This is a genomic window from Rhodococcus sp. NPDC056506 (genome assembly GCF_042794945.1).
Taxonomy (GTDB): Bacteria; Actinomycetota; Actinomycetes; order Mycobacteriales; family Mycobacteriaceae; genus Rhodococcus_F.
Window position 1 is genome coordinate 161,487 of the sequence record NZ_JBHTSW010000006.1, and the last position, 14,801, is coordinate 176,287.

At 63.9% G+C, this 14,801-nt stretch carries 12 protein-coding genes and 1 other RNA gene; 8 read left to right on the plus strand and 5 right to left on the minus strand.

The window, feature by feature from the left end; all coding sequences use genetic code 11:
* The first annotated feature begins 73 nt into the window (after positions 1-73).
* Positions 74-811 (plus strand): zinc ribbon domain-containing protein, encoded by a 738-nt coding sequence (locus tag ACFQ6H_RS08510; protein WP_019748955.1) that lies wholly within the window; start codon positions 74-76, stop codon positions 809-811.
* A complete protein-coding gene (locus ACFQ6H_RS08515; protein ID WP_378645383.1) occupies positions 808-1,932 on the plus strand; it encodes a bifunctional RNase H/acid phosphatase in 1,125 nt (374 codons plus the stop codon). The genes ACFQ6H_RS08510 and ACFQ6H_RS08515 overlap by 4 nt, the downstream gene beginning before the upstream one ends.
* A 29-nt stretch (positions 1,933-1,961) precedes the next feature.
* Here the strand turns inward: ACFQ6H_RS08515 and ACFQ6H_RS08520 are convergent, their stop codons facing one another.
* Positions 1,962-3,197, minus strand: coding sequence for an SLC13 family permease (locus ACFQ6H_RS08520; RefSeq protein WP_378645386.1), 1,236 nt, complete (start codon positions 3,195-3,197; stop codon positions 1,962-1,964).
* A gap of 28 nt (positions 3,198-3,225) precedes the next feature.
* The gene (locus tag ACFQ6H_RS08525; RefSeq protein WP_378645389.1) at positions 3,226-3,753 is read right to left on the minus strand and encodes a DUF1697 domain-containing protein; all 528 of its coding nucleotides are present in this window, start codon (positions 3,751-3,753) and stop codon (positions 3,226-3,228) included.
* A 54-nt stretch (positions 3,754-3,807) separates the two neighbouring features.
* Here ACFQ6H_RS08525 and rnpB point away from each other — a divergent pair.
* From rnpB to ACFQ6H_RS08540, 3 genes are all read left to right on the plus strand, one after another.
* Positions 3,808-4,222: RNase P RNA component class A (rnpB, locus tag ACFQ6H_RS08530), an RNA gene on the plus strand.
* Between the two features lie 319 nt (positions 4,223-4,541).
* Positions 4,542-4,727 (plus strand): hypothetical protein, encoded by a 186-nt coding sequence (locus ACFQ6H_RS08535; protein WP_007735457.1) that lies wholly within the window; start codon positions 4,542-4,544, stop codon positions 4,725-4,727.
* A gap of 91 nt (positions 4,728-4,818) precedes the next feature.
* Entirely contained in the window at positions 4,819-6,228 is a 1,410-nt protein-coding gene (locus tag ACFQ6H_RS08540) for an RNB domain-containing ribonuclease (protein ID WP_378645486.1), read from the plus strand.
* A 4-nt stretch (positions 6,229-6,232) separates the two neighbouring features.
* Here the strand turns inward: ACFQ6H_RS08540 and pip are convergent, their stop codons facing one another.
* Genes pip through panB form a run of 3 tightly spaced genes read right to left on the minus strand, consistent with a single transcriptional unit; the run spans position 6,233 to position 8,559 of the window.
* Complete coding sequence (gene pip, locus ACFQ6H_RS08545; RefSeq protein ID WP_378538888.1) at positions 6,233-7,216, minus strand: prolyl aminopeptidase; 984 nt, start codon at positions 7,214-7,216, stop codon at positions 6,233-6,235.
* Positions 7,216-7,656, minus strand: a complete 441-nt coding sequence (locus ACFQ6H_RS08550) for a hypothetical protein (protein ID WP_230813774.1) — start codon at positions 7,654-7,656, stop codon at positions 7,216-7,218. Before ACFQ6H_RS08550 ends, pip begins: the two co-directional genes overlap by 1 nt.
* A gap of 51 nt (positions 7,657-7,707) precedes the next feature.
* Positions 7,708-8,559 (minus strand): 3-methyl-2-oxobutanoate hydroxymethyltransferase, encoded by an 852-nt coding sequence (gene panB / locus ACFQ6H_RS08555; protein ID WP_003941624.1) that lies wholly within the window; start codon positions 8,557-8,559, stop codon positions 7,708-7,710.
* Positions 8,560-8,766: 207 nt separating this feature from the next.
* Here panB and ACFQ6H_RS08560 point away from each other — a divergent pair, with 207 nt between their 5' ends.
* The 3 genes from ACFQ6H_RS08560 (at position 8,767) to ACFQ6H_RS08570 (ending at position 14,797) form a co-directional block, all read left to right on the plus strand.
* Entirely contained in the window at positions 8,767-10,338 is a 1,572-nt protein-coding gene (locus ACFQ6H_RS08560; protein ID WP_378546973.1) for an alpha/beta hydrolase, read from the plus strand.
* A 107-nt stretch (positions 10,339-10,445) separates the two neighbouring features.
* Positions 10,446-11,786, plus strand: coding sequence for a glutamine synthetase family protein (locus tag ACFQ6H_RS08565; RefSeq protein WP_003941637.1), 1,341 nt, complete (start codon positions 10,446-10,448; stop codon positions 11,784-11,786).
* Positions 11,783-14,797 carry a bifunctional [glutamine synthetase] adenylyltransferase/[glutamine synthetase]-adenylyl-L-tyrosine phosphorylase gene (locus ACFQ6H_RS08570; RefSeq protein ID WP_378645392.1) on the plus strand — a complete coding sequence of 1,005 codons (3,015 nt, stop codon included), beginning with the start codon at positions 11,783-11,785 and terminating at the stop codon, positions 14,795-14,797. Before ACFQ6H_RS08565 ends, ACFQ6H_RS08570 begins: the two co-directional genes overlap by 4 nt.
* The last annotated feature ends 4 nt before the right edge of the window (positions 14,798-14,801 follow it).

Below are 14,801 nucleotides of genomic sequence, written 5' to 3' on the forward strand. Positions count from 1 at the left end.
TCAAGAGCAGTTCTTCGAGAGCCGTCCTTCGCGAGCACTGCCGACATCGGACTTACAGCAGGAGTTATACAGCGTGAACGTCGAACCACAGGTGCAATCCAAGCTTCTCGACCTCGCCGGGGTGGATGCTGAGCTCACTCGGATCACCCACCGACGCGGAGCGCTTCCCGAGCAGCAGGAAGTCGAACGTCTCGAGGCCGAGCGGATCAGCCGTAAAGACGCGTCCGTAGCCGTCGAAATCCAGATCGACGACATCGATCGCGACATTCGCAAGCTCGAGGGCGAGGTCGACGCTGTTCGTCAGCGCGAGGACCGTGACCGCACGCTTTTGCAGAGCGGGTCGGTCGGCGCGAAGCAGCTCACCGAACTCGAACACGAACTCGGCAGCCTGGTTCGGCGTCAAGGACTCCTCGAAGACGAGTTGCTCGAAGTGATGGAGCAGCGTGAGGCGTTGCAGGCTGATCACGATCACGCCGGTGCCCAGCTCTCCCAGGCCGAAGAAGAACTGATCGACGCCAAGCGTCGCCGCGACGATGCCGTCGCTGATCTGGACAAGGCGCAGGAACGTTGCGCCGCCGATCGTGAACGACTCGTCGGCGAATTTCCCGCCGATTTCCTCGCGGTGTACGAGAAGCAGCGCACCTTGGGCGGACCGGGCGCAGCGCTACTGCAGGCCCGCCGATGCGGCGCTTGCAGGATCGAGATCGACCGCGGTGAGATCTCCCGAATCGCCGCGACGCCGGCCGACGTCGTCGTTCGTTGCCCAGAGTGCAATGCAATCATGGTGCGTACCAAGGAGTCCGGTCTGTGAGTCTGTCGCAGGTCATCGTCGAGGCCGACGGTGGATCGCGGGGCAATCCCGGTCCGGCCGGCTACGGAGCTGTGGTGTTCGACGCCTCTCGCTCGGTGTTGGCCGAACGCAAGGAAAGCATCGGAATCGCGACCAACAACGTCGCCGAGTACCGCGGACTGATCGCCGGGTTGACCGCTGCCGGTGAACTCGGCGCGTCGACGGTCGACGTCCGTATGGACTCGAAGTTGGTCGTCGAGCAGATGTCCGGGCGCTGGAAGGTCAAGCACCCGGACATGATTCCGCTGCAGCGACGCGCGGCCGAGTTGGCGACGCAGTTCTCGCGGGTGACCTACACGTGGATTCCGCGCGGCGAGAATTCTCATGCCGATCGTCTTGCCAACGAGGCGATGGACGCTGCTGCCGGCATCGAAACCGCGGCCCCCGCACCTGTTGCACCGGCCGCCCCGTCCGAAGAGACGTCGGAGCCGCAGATCGCCGGCTCTCCGGGATGGATCGCTACCACCGGCAAGCCGACACGCATGTTGTTGCTCCGTCACGGCCAGACTGCGATGTCGGTCGATCGCCGCTACTCCGGTCGCGGGAATCCGGAGCTCACGGAGCTGGGCCGAGCGCAGGCCGCCGGCGCTGCCGGACGCTTCGGGAACCGCGGCGGTATCGACGCCATCGTCTGCTCACCTCTCGGCCGAACCCGCGAGACGGCAGAGGCATCGGCCCGCGTGCTCGGCCTACCCGTCGTCGAGCACAAGGGTTTGATCGAAACCGATTTCGGCGACTGGGACGGACTCACGTTCCGCGAGGCAGCGGAGCGTGACCCGGAGCTGCATCGCGAATGGCTCTCGGACACTTCGGTGCGTCCACCGGGCGGTGAGAGCTTCGACGAGGTGCGAGAACGAGTCCTCGCCGCGCGCGACGACCTGATCGCCACCTACGGCGGCGCAACGCTGTTGGTCGTCTCTCACGTCACCCCGATCAAGACTTTGGTGCAGTTGGCTCTCGATGCCGGGCCTTCATTGCTGTACCGGTTGCATCTGGATCTGGCGTCGCTGAGTATCGCCGAGTTCTATCCCGACGGGGGAGCCTCGGTCCGGTTGGTCAACGACACGTCACACCTGCGCTGAAAAAGCCCAGACGGCTGATCAGCCGCTGATCAGATCACCAACCACAGGGCGCTCACCGCGGCGAGCAGCGTCAGTGGTGTCGTGATGACCCCGAGCAGAGTGAACGTCACCAGCGTGGGCGGTGCGCCCGCGCTGGTGGCAACTCGTCGCCAAAGCATCGTTGCCAGTGAACCCACGTAGGTGAGGTTGGGGCCGAGGTTGACGCCGATCAACATTGCAAGCACCAGAGCTGGAGGTGCCGCCGTTCCGAGCGCGGCGATCATCAGCAGCGTCGCCGGCAGGTTGTTGACTAGATTGGACGCAACAGCCGCTACCGCGGCGACAAAGAGCAGTGAACCGTAGCTGGTGTCACTGGGGAGGATCTGCGCAATCCATTCGCCCACGGGCCCGTTCGCGACCCCGGCGACGATGATTCCGAGGACGAGGACAAACGCGCAGAACCAGAGGTCGGCAGCGTAGACCATCTTGGCGGCGGTCGTACGGTGCCGAGCCAGAGCGATCGCTCCCAGAACACCGGCACCCACCACAGCGATCCAGGCGGGTTCGATCCCGAAGAAACCCGAAACCGCGAAACCGAGAAGCGTCATAGCGATCACCGTCAGCGGCAGAAGCGGCGCGGGCGAGGAGCTTTTACTCGCCGGTGGCTCTGTTTTTTCGGGGCGGTCGAGTTCGGATCGGAAGAACAGTCGGAAGATCAGATATTCGACAGCGATCGTCACGACCCACGGCAACGCCATCAATGCGGTGAAGTGCAAGAACGTCAAACCTGTTGCGGCAAATGCGATGAGGTTGGTCAGGTTGGACACCGGCAGCAGGGTCGACGCCGAATTCGACAGGTGCGCACTGGCATAGGAATGCGGCCGGGGACTTGTTCCGATGGATCGTGCGGCCGCGATCACCGCGGGTGTCAGCAGCACGACGGTGGCGTCGAGGCTCAGGACCGCCGTGGTCAGGGCGGCGGCGCCGAACACATAGATCAGCAACCGGTGAGGATCCGCGAGGGATTTTTGCTGCAGGACCTGGCTGACCCAGCGGAAGACACCGAGAGCGTCCGCGGCGTGAGCCATAACCAGCACGGCCAGCAGGAACACGACGGTAGGCGCCATGCTTGTCAGTTCTTCGCGGGCTTCGTCGATAGTGACGACACCGGTCAGAAGCACGATCACGGCTGCTGGGCCGGCAACGGTGATTTCGGGAAGTCCGCGTGGACGCACTATCGCAAAAATGAGGACGGCGGCGACGAGCAGGATGGGAAGAAGAGTCACGCGTTTGTACTCCGCGTCGGGGCGAGCGTCATTTGAGCAGTTTGTTGAGCGTGTTCAGGTTTCGGGTTGTCGTGAACGCCTTGAACTTCGGTTTGCCGGTGTTCTTGCCGAACGCGCTCTTGACAGTCTGGCCCTTCTCGACCTCCCAATACAGGACCCCGTCGCCGGCCGCGACCCGTTCGACCGAGGCATCGAGTTGCGCTGCCGCAGCGCTCAATTCCTCGAGGACTGCCGGCTCGGAGGCAACCATCGCGTACGCGTGCCAACCTTGGCGTTCGCGCTCGAACGGATAGTTGTCCACGATCGCCTGCAGTGCCGGGATGTCGAGGACGAATACCCAAGCCTCGTAGCCGAACTCACGGGCCAGGGCGGATTCGATCTGCTTCTTCAGTGAAAGTATGTCGGTGCTCGGACTGTCGAACAGCACGTTGCCGGAGGCCAGGACGGTTTTCACGCCTTCGAATCCGAGGTCGGTGAAGACTCTCGCGAGGTCCACCATCTTGATGTTGATGCCGCCCACGTTGATACCGCGTAGCAGGGCCACGTACCGAGTCATAAGGTGACCATAGTGCCGGCCGCCGACAGGCGCCCGGTAGCATACGGGGGCGGACGAGTTGGCCGGGCGGCCGCGGCTTCTGGAACCAGCGCGTACCGCGCACAGGCCTGGGGCCGAGGAAAGTCCGGACTCCACAGAGCAGGGCGGTTGTTAACGGCAACCCGAGGCAACTCGCGGGACAGTGCCACAGAAAACAGACCGCCTGCCTTTCGAGGCAGGTAAGGGTGAAACGGTGCGGTAAGAGCGCACCAGCACCTCGGGTGACCGGGGTGGCTAGGTAAACCCCGCCCGGAGCAAGGTTGAAGGTCGCATCGCTCGCGGTGCGGCTGCGCAGGTGTTCGAGGGCTGCTCGCCCGAGCCTGCGGGTGAACCGCTCGAGGCACCCGGCGACGGTGTGCCCAGATGGATGGTCGCCACTCGGCACTTCGGTGCCGCAGGACAGGATCCGGCTTACACGCCGACTCGTCCGCCCGCGATCTGCACAGTGAGAAAAAGAAGACCCCCACCGGATCGGTGGGGGTCTTCTTTGTTCGAAAAGCTGTCAGACAGGCTTGATGACCAGCAGCGTAGCCCAGTACGTTGCCGCGTCATGGCCCATGAGCGGGAGGAGGTAATCGTAAAGAATTGCGGACATGCGCACTCCATTTTCTGTTCGTAGCTTGTGTTGGGCATTCAAGCAGAACTCACCGTTCGAATGTCCGGTTCTCACCTGCCAGGCCAAGTAGAAAGAATATCAGTCTCACAGCGATCTACAAGCTTCTATCTCACTCTGATGTCACACTGTGGATATGACTGATGAAGATCGACTCTGGTACTTCGACGTGTCCGACGGTTCTGTCACGCAGGGAAAGGGTGCGTCCTCGCTGACGAGGATGGGGCCGTACCCTGATCGGGACTCTGCCGAGCACGCTTTGAAGATCGCTGCCGAACGCAACAAGGCGGCCGATCGGGCAGACGAAGACTGGAACAACTGAGCCTGGAACAACTGAGCCTGGAACAACTGGGACCGGTACAGCTGCTACACCGGCCCGAACCGATCATGGAGGATGCGTGCCCGCAAGTCGAATGATGGTGCAGGGAATCGACTTCGGAGTGGTTCGGGCGGAGTTCGATTTGCCAGGAGCATTCTCGGCCCCGGCGCAAGCCGAGGCCGAGAATGCCGTGGATCGTTTTGGCGACGGGCGTGTCGACGAAACGGCAATTGCCTTCGTGACCATCGACCCGCCCGGATCGATGGATCTCGACCAGGCAGTGCACATCGAGAAGACTTCGACGGGTTTTGTGGTGCACTACGCGATCGCGGATGTCGCGGCAGTAGTGACGCCGGGCGGCGCCCTCGACATCGAAACCCGCAAGCGGGGCCAAACTTTCTATCTCCCGGACGGTTCCGTCCCGCTGCATCCTCGTGCGTTGTCCGAGGGTTCTGCGAGTCTGCTGCCGGACGTGGTTCGCCCCGCCGCGCTGTGGCGGATCGAACTCGACGCGCAGGCCGAGCCGACGTCGTGGCAGGTGAGACGCGCTTTGGTGAAATCGGTGGCACGTCTGGACTATTCGACCGTGCAGCGCGATGCCGACGCGGGAACCTTGCATCCGTCGATCACGGCGTTGCCCGAGTTCGGCCGTCTCCGTAGTGCCTCCGCGATTGCCAGGGGAGCAATCGAGCTGAAATTGCCCGAACAGTCAGTGGTTCGGGAGCAGCCCGAGGACGAGTCTTCGGGCCGCTGGCGGATCGAGTTGGAGCCGCGCACCGAAGCTGACGACTGGAACGCCGAAGTCTCGCTGCTCACGGGCATGTGCGCCGGGCGCATGATGATCGACGCAGGTATCGGGTTGCTTCGCACCCTGCCGCCGGCCGAGGAGTCCGCGGTTCGGACCCTGCGGAGAACTGCAGTGGCGCTGGGTATCACGTGGCCGGAGGGTCACAGCGTCGGGCAGATTCTTGCCGGCCTCGATTCGAGTGAGCCGTCGACGATGGCGCTGATGTCGGTTGCGCCGTCGTTGCTGCGCGGGGCAGATTACGCGGCCTTCGACGGCCAACTACCGGAGTTGACGGTGCATGCGGGGATCGGAGCGCCCTACGCTCACGTGACTGCTCCGCTGCGCCGCTTGTCCGATCGCTTCAGCACCGAGGTGTGTCTGGCGATCACAGCTGGTACGCCGGTACCGGAATGGGTGCGCGCTGCCCTTCCCGAGTTGCCCGACATCATGAGTGGGTCCGACTCACTGGCGAACAAGGTCGACCGCGCGTGCATCGATCTCACCGAGTCCACCTTGCTCGACGGCCGGATCGGCGAGGTTTTCGACGCGGTGGTGATGCGCGCCAAGGACGGAAAGCGCTCGGCGGAAGTATTTGTCCCGTCGGTCGCGGTGATCGCGAAATGCGTCGGAACGCCCGACGACGGTGAGCGCGCGAAGGTGCGGCTCACCGCCGTCGACACCGTCAAACGGACGGTGGAATTCACGTTCCCGGCGTAGGGAGTTACCGGTAAGAATCGGTGGCTTCCACCAGGTGATGCACGATGCCGGGCTCCATGGCGGAGTGTCCGGCGTCGTCGACGATCACGAGCTTGGATTCGGGCCACGCCTTGTGCAGCGCCCAGGCGCTGGTGGCCGGGCAGACGACGTCGTAGCGGCCCTGGACGATGGTCCCCGGAATGCCCTGCAGTGCGGAGCTTTTGCGTAGGAGTTGGTTCTCGTCGAAGAACCCGCCGTTGACGAAGTAGTGGTTCTCGATGCGGGCGAAGGCCAAGGCGAACCTGGTCTCGGAGTTCTGTTCGATCTTGTCTGCCTGTGGGTACAGGTAGCTTGTCGATCCTTCCCAGGCAGACCAGGCGATGGCTGCGCGGGCCGCGACGTCGGGGTCTTCGGAATGGAGCAGTTGGTGATAGACCGCGACGAGGTCTTCGCCGCGCTGCGCCTCGGGTACCGGTTCGAGGAATTTGTCCCAGCGCTCCGGAAAGATGTTTCCCGCGCCGCCGTTGTAATACCAGTCGATCTCGCTGCGACGCAGGAGGAATATCCCGCGGAGGACGAGTTCGGTGACACGCGTGGGAAACGCCTCGGCGTAGGCGATGGACAGTGTGGAACCCCAGGACCCGCCGAAGACCATCCACTTGTCGATCGAAAGATGTTCGCGCAGCGCTTCGATGTCGCCCAGCAGCTTGTCCGTCGTGTTCACCGACAGATCGGCGCCGTCGGCTACATGCGGGGTGGATCGACCGCAGCCGCGCTGGTCGAGCAGAACGATGCGGTAGGCGGCCGGATCGAAGAACTGCCGCACCGCCGGTTGCGCGCCGCCGCCGGGACCGCCGTGCAGGAACACCACCGGCTTGCCGTCTGGATTTCCGCTGACTTCCCAGTACATGCTCTGGCCGTCACCGACGTCGAGGAAACCGGTCACAAACGGCTCGATCGGAGGATAGAGATTCCGAAGAGCAGACGGCTGTGCTGATGTTTCGGTCATCAGAAGCCCACCAGGCCGGAGGCGAGATCGGGGATCTCGAGTGCGGAAATCGCGCCGGTACGGACGTCTGGGCACGCGGCCGAGGTTGCCGCGTCGATACTTTCGCGGTTCTGGGCGAGATCGAGCAGGTTGATGCCGTTCTGCGTCGCCCACGTGATGACGATCGTGTTCAGTCCGCCCTTGCCGAGCGTCGGGGTGACGGTACGCCAGTTCTGCAGCTGCCCTTCCATATCCGAGCACAACTGCTGGACCTGCGCGTCGGTGAAGGTGGTGCCGGACGCGGACGTTGTTGCCGGCGCCGTCGTGGTGGAACTCGCGGGCGTAGTGCTGCTGGGCGCGGGAGAGTTGGTGGACCCTCCCGCGCATCCGCTCAGCACCGTGACGAGAGCTGCCGCGCCGACTACAGCTGCGGCAGTAGAACTTCGACGGTTACCGATCATTGAACGCACCCCTGGCTGGTTGAGAGACAGGCGGCGTTCGCCGGTCTCGGATCAGAAACTGTGTTCTGCGGCCGGGAATGCGCCTGTGCGAACTTCTGATGCATAGGCTGCGGCTGCGGAACGCAGTTCGTCACCGACGTTACCGAAACGCTTGACGAACTTGGCTGTCTTACCGCTCGTGTAACCCGCCATGTCCTGCCAGACGAGTACCTGAGCGTCGCATTCGGAACCGGCCCCGATGCCGACGGTGGGGATGGTGAGTTTGCGGCTGACCTGGCCTGCGATCTCGGCCGGGACCATTTCCATGACGACGGAGAACGCTCCGGCTTCCTGGACTGCAATGGCGTCCGCCACAAGCTGCTCGGCCGCGTCGCCGCGACCCTGGACGCGGAATCCGCCGAGCGAGTTCACGGACTGCGGGGTGAATCCGACGTGAGCCATGACGGGGATGCCGGCCGAGGTGATAGCCGCGATTTGCTTGCTCATCCGCTCGCCACCCTCGAGTTTGACGGCGTGCGCGAGGCCTTCCTTCATGAATCGCGTCGCAGTCGCCAGGGCTTGCTCGGCCGAACCTTCGTACGTGCCGAACGGGAGATCGGCGACGACGAGTGCGTGCGGGGCGCCGCGCACGACGCCGCGAACGAGCGGAAGCAGTTCGTCGACGGTGATCGGCACGGTGGTGTCGTAGCCGTAGACGACGTTGGCGGCAGAGTCGCCGACCAGCAGCACCGGGATGCCTGCGTCTTCGAAGATGCGTGCCGTGGAGTAGTCGTAAGCGGTGAGCATCGACCAGCGTTCGCCGTTCTGCTTCATCTCGGCGAGGTGGTGAATGCGCGTCTTACGCTTCGGTGCATCGGTAGAGCTTGCAGTGGGTACAGAACCATAGAGAGGTGTCTCGGACATCGTTGTCCCTTTCTGGCCTCGAGGCCCTGAGCGTTGATCGCCTTCGGGTCCCCGGGTGTGGGTGATGACGTGTTCAGTCTGCCACCGGACGTCGCCGACACGAATAGCTGACAGGGTGCAATGGGTCACATCACCGCGCGCGTACCAGGTAGGCGCCGAAACGAGGCGAACCGCTGGCTACCGAGGTTTCCTGGCACCATCAATGGCATGTCGAAGTTCGTTCGCCTCTCCGGTGCCCTCGCCGGAAGCGCAGCAGTGCTCGTGTTGGTTGTCGGTTGCACCAGTTCGGAAGGCGCGCCCGAATCAGTGGAATCTACTGGTTCTGCCGCGTCCGCGGTGCCGTCCGGCCTCGAGAAATTCTACGAGCAGACGCTCGACTGGGGATCGTGCGACAAATTCGTCGAAGAAGGAACTGCGCCGCTAGGGCGTGGGGTCGACTGCGCCGAGGTGAGCGTTCCCGTCGACTACGCGAATCCGAACGGCGACACCGCGAAGGTAGTGATCTCGCGTTCGAAGGCCACCGGTGACCGCATCGGTTCGCTGTTGCTGAACCCGGGCGGACCGGGTGGGTCCGGACTGTCGATGGCGACGTCGGGGTCGGGCACCGAATTGCAGGAACGCTTCGACATGATCGGTTTCGATCCGCGGGGAATCGGTGCGTCGACCCCGCAGGTGCGGTGTCTGACGCCGGAGGAGATCGATGCGGAGCGCGCAGAGGTCAACGTCGACATGACGCCGGAAGGTATCGCCCTCGCCGAGGCGGACAGCAAGGACTACGCCGCCAAGTGTGCCGAGCGGACGGGTACGGAGTTCCTCGCCCACGTCGGTACCTACGAGGTAGTGCGGGACATGGACGTCATTCGGGGCGTTCTCGGTGATCCGAAGATGAACTACCTCGGGTTCTCGTACGGCACCCGGCTCGGATCCACTTACGCCGAGACCTTTCCGCAGAACGTTCGAGCGATGGTCCTCGACGGCGCGCTCGATCCCGAGCAGGATCCGATCGACGAGGTGGTCTTGCAGGGGCAGGGTTTCCAGGGCGCATTCGACGCCTTTGTCGCCGACTGTGTCTCGCGAACGGACTGCCCGTTGGGTGACGATCCGGCGCAGGCGCAGGCACGCTTCCAGGCACTCGTCGATCCGCTGATCGAGAAGCCGGCGGAGACCACCGATCCACGCGGGCTGAGCTATTCCGACGCGATCACCGGCGTCCAGCAGGCCCTGTATTCGCCGCAGTTGTGGACTCCGTTGCGTGGAGGTCTGTCGAGTCTGGCCGACGGACGCGGGGACTCGCTGCTCAATCTCGCCGACATGTACGAAGGCCGTGAAGACGACGGCAGCTACTCCAACATCAACGACGCGTTCAACGCCATTCGCTGCGTGGACGATCCGGCAACCACCGACCGCGCCGAGGCCGGCGAATCCGACACTCGGTACCGCGAGGCGGCACCGTTCCTCGACGACGGACGGGGGACCGGTCAAGCGCCGCTCGACCTGTGCGCGTTCTGGCCCGTTCCGGCAACCGGTAGCCCCCACGCGCTCGACCCTCAGGCGCTCGCTGACGCCGGTCTGCCGCAGCTGGTCGTCGTATCCACGACGCAGGATCCGGCGACCCCGTATCAGGCCGGAGTGGATCTCGCGAAGCAGTTGGGCGCCGCCCTCATCACGTTCGACGGAACCCAGCACACGGTGGTTCTGGACGGAAACTCCTGCGTCGACGATGCCGTCGTTGACTACTTCGTTTACTTGAAGGCTCCGGAAGAAGGTCTCACATGTTAGCCGGCGCGAGGCCGTACGCTGCGCCTATTCGATGGTGACCAATCACTCTGTTAACCGGGACCACTGATGTAACACAGATTTAACGTGGCTTGCTTAGTCTCGCGTGCATGGATCGCCAAAAAGAATTCGTGCTTCGTACCCTGGAAGAGCGCGACATTCGGTTTGTCCGCTTGTGGTTCACCGATGTTCTCGGGTACCTCAAATCGGTGGCGATCGCCCCCGCCGAACTCGAAGGTGCCTTCGAGGAGGGAATCGGATTCGACGGTTCCGCCATCGAGGGATTCTCGCGAGTCTCCGAAGCCGACACCGTCGCCCGACCCGACGCTTCGACATTCCAGATCCTGCCGTGGGCCCACAAGGACGGTGCGCAGCATTCCGCGCGCATGTTCTGTGACATCACGATGCCCGACGGTTCACCGTCGTGGGCAGATCCGCGCCACGTCCTGCGTCGCCAGTTGAGCAAGGCCAGCGATTTGGGCTTCAGCTGCTACGTTCACCCGGAAATCGAGTTCTTCCTGCTGGAAAACGGTCCGATCGACGGCACCCCGCCGATCCCGGCCGACTCGGGTGGATACTTCGACCAGGCCGTCCACGATTCGGCTCCGAACTTCCGCCGCCATGCCATCGACGCACTCGAGTCGATGGGCATCTCGGTCGAGTTCAGCCACCACGAGGCCGCGCCGGGGCAGCAGGAGATCGATCTGCGCTACGCCGACGCACTCTCGATGGCCGACAACGTCATGACGTTCCGGTACGTCGTGAAGGAGGTCGCGATCGGTGAAGGCGTGCGGGCGAGTTTCATGCCCAAGCCGTTCAGTGATCAGGCCGGCTCCGCGATGCACACCCACATGAGCTTGTTCGAAGGCGATACCAACGCCTTCCACAATCCGGACGATCCGATGCAGCTCTCCGAGACCGGCAAGGCATTCATCGCCGGCATCCTCGAGCACGCCAACGAGATCAGTGCGGTCACGAACCAGTGGGTCAACTCGTACAAGCGGCTCGTTCACGGGGGAGAGGCACCCACTGCCGCGTCGTGGGGCCCGTCCAACCGATCGGCTCTCATCCGCGTCCCGATGTACACGCCCAACAAGGCGTCGTCACGTCGCGTCGAGATCCGTAGCCCAGACTCGGCCTGCAACCCATATCTGACCTTCGCGGTCCTGCTTGCTGCCGGTCTTCGCGGCATCGAGAAGGGCTACACCTTGCCGCCCGAGGCAGAAGACGACGTGTGGTCGTTGACCTCCGCCGAGCGTCGCGCCATGGGTTACAAGGAACTTCCGAGCAACTTGGACAGCGCTCTGCGCGAGATGGAGAAGTCGGAACTGGTGGCCGAAGCACTCGGCGAGCACGTCTTCGATTTCTTCCTGCGCAACAAGCGTCGTGAGTGGGAGGAATACCGCAGCCACGTGACGCCGTTCGAGCTCAAGACCTACCTCGGTCTGTGACGGTGAAACCGCCCGCTGCGAGATCAGCAGTTCCAGGACCGGGTCGACTCGGGCTGGTCGAGCCCACCGCCGCCGACGAGTTGCGTCAGCTCGGTTGGGTCGACGCCGAGAGCATCGAACTCTTGTGGTCGCTTTCGCGTGCCGCGAACGCCGACCTCGCTCTGCGCACTCTTGTGCGGATCAAGGACGGGCTCGGCGACGGGTGGCGTGAACTCGATCAGGCAGTGCGCAAGGACAAGAGCCTGCGCGGCCGTTTGTTCGCGCTGGTGGGTGCGTCGTCGGCATTCGGCGATCACCTGGCCGCGGATCCGATCGGCTGGAAACTTCTCGACGGCACAGCTCTGCCGACCAAGGACGAGGCGACTGCGGCCTTGCTCGAGGCCGTGGGTGCCACGCTCGACGAGGGCGCCACCGAAGGCTCACTGACCTACCGCGCCACCGTGACCGGACCGGAAGCTGTTGTTGCTCTGCGTAAGAGTTACAAGGATCAGCTGATGCTCCTGGCCGCGGCTGATCTCGCTGCGACCGTCGAGAACGAACCGGTGGTGCCGTATCAGACTGTGGGGCATCAGCTTTCCGACCTGGCTGACGCTGCGCTGACCGCTGCACTCGCGGTAGCCATCGCAACGGTGTGCCCTGAGGGCAGTTGTCCGATCCGGCTCGCCGTGATCGCCATGGGCAAATGTGGTGCGCGCGAGCTGAACTACGTCTCCGACGTCGACGTCGTGTTCGTCGCCGAACCGGCCGACGCGACGGCAAGCCGCGTTGCCGGTGAGATGATGCGTATCGGAACCTCCGCATTCTTCGAGGTCGACGCTGCGCTGCGTCCCGAAGGTAAGCGCGGAGAACTGGTTCGCTCGCTCGAATCCCACATCACGTACTACAAGCGTTGGGCCAAGACCTGGGAGTTCCAGGCGCTGCTCAAGGCTCGTCCGATGACGGGCGACATGGAGCTGGGTCACCAGTACTCCGAGGCGATGAGCCCGATGGTGTGGATCGCCTCCGAGCGCGAGGACTTCGTCCCCGAAGTTCAAGCCATGCGTCGACGCGTCGAGGAAATGGTTCCCCCCGAACTGCGTGAGCGTGAACTCAAACTCGGCCGCGGAAGCCTGCGCGACGTCGAATTTGCCGTCCAGCTCCTGCAATTGGTGCACGGACGGGCCGACAGTTCGTTGCACGTGCAGAGCACTGTCGATGCGCTGACCGCCTTGGCCGCGGGTGGATACGTCGGCCGCGACGACGCCGCGAACCTGACCGCGTCGTACGAATTCCTGCGTCTGCTCGAGCACCGTCTGCAGTTGCAGAAGCTCAAGCGCACGCACACTCTGCCGCCGCCGGACGACGAGGAAGCGCTGCGCTGGTTGGCGCGCGCCGCACACATGCGACCCGACGGTCGGCTGGATTCCCTCGGAGTCCTGCGCGCCGAGATCAAGCGGAATTCGCATCGTATTCGCCGCCTGCATGCCAAATTGTTCTACCGCCCGCTTCTCGAATCGGTAGCGCGGATGGACAAGGAAGCGCTGGTCCTGGGGCCCGAAGCCGCGGTGAGGCAGTTGGCCGCTCTCGGTTACACGGCGCCCGAGCATGCACTCGGACATCTGACCGCACTGACCAGTGGCGCTTCGCGCAAGGGTCGTATTCAAGCGCTCCTGCTGCCGACTCTGCTCGAATCCCTCGCGGACACACCGGATCCCGACGCCGGTCTGCTCGCCTACCGCAGGCTCTCGGATGCGCTCGTCGACCAGACGTGGTTCCTGCGCCTGCTCCGTGACGAGGCTGCGGTCGCCGAGCGTCTGATGACCGTGCTGGGCTCGTCCGCGTACCTGCCCGACCTGCTCATCAAGGCTCCCGACGTGATTCGCTTGTTCGCGGATTCACCGAGTGGACCGCGCCTGGTCGAGCCGAAGCCCGAGGATGTCGCTCGCGGGATCCTCACCGCCTCCGGTCGACACAGTGATCCGAATCGCGCTGTTGCCGCGGCCCGCTCGCTGCGCCGACACGAACTTGCACGCATCGCTTCTGCCGACATTCTCGGCATGCTCGATGTTCCTGCAGTCTGCAAGGCACTGTCCTCGGTCTGGGCTGCGGTGCTCAACGCGTCGCTCTCCGCGGTGATCAAGGCGAGTGTCACCGAACTCGGGAGCGAGGCGCCGGCCAGTTTCTCCGTCATCGGCATGGGCCGATTGGGCGGCGGCGAACTCGGATACGGATCCGACGCGGACGTTCTGTTCGTGTGCGAACCCCGCGAGGGCGCCGACGAGACCGTTGCGGTCAAGTGGGCCAACAGCATTGCCGACAAGGTGCGCAAGCTTCTCGGGGCACCGAGTACAGATCCACCGCTCGAGGTCGACACCGGACTGCGCCCCGAAGGTCGCAACGGACCGATGGTACGAACGCTGGAGTCTTACGACGCGTACTACGCGAAGTGGGCTCAGGCGTGGGAGATTCAAGCACTCCTTCGTGCGCACCCGGTGGCCGGTGATCCTGAATTGGGACTGCGGTTCCTGCACATGATCGACAAGACCCGCTACCCCGAAGGCGGCGTCAGTGACGCGGCGGTGCGCGAGATCCGGCGTATCAAGGCGCGTGTCGATTCCGAAAGGCTTCCTCGCGGAGCCGATCCGGCAACGCACACCAAACTGGGTCGCGGCGGCCTGGCCGACATCGAGTGGACTGTGCAGTTGCTGCAGTTGCGGCACGCCGACAAGATCGAGTCGCTGCACAACACATCGACGCTGGAGACTCTCGACGCCATCGGCGCCGCGGAACTGCTCAGCGAAGGCGACGTCGAACTGCTTCGTGACGCCTGGATCACCGCGACGAAGGCACGCAACTGCCTCGTTCTGGTCCGCGGTAAGCCGACCGATCAGCTTCCCGGCCCCGGACGCGTCCTCGCGGCCGTGGCGCAGGTGGCCGGATACGGTGACGACGCAGGGGAGTTCCTCGACAACTACCTGCGCATCACGCGTCGGGCAAAAGCTGTGGTGGAGAGGGTGTTCGGCGGCGAGTAGAGCT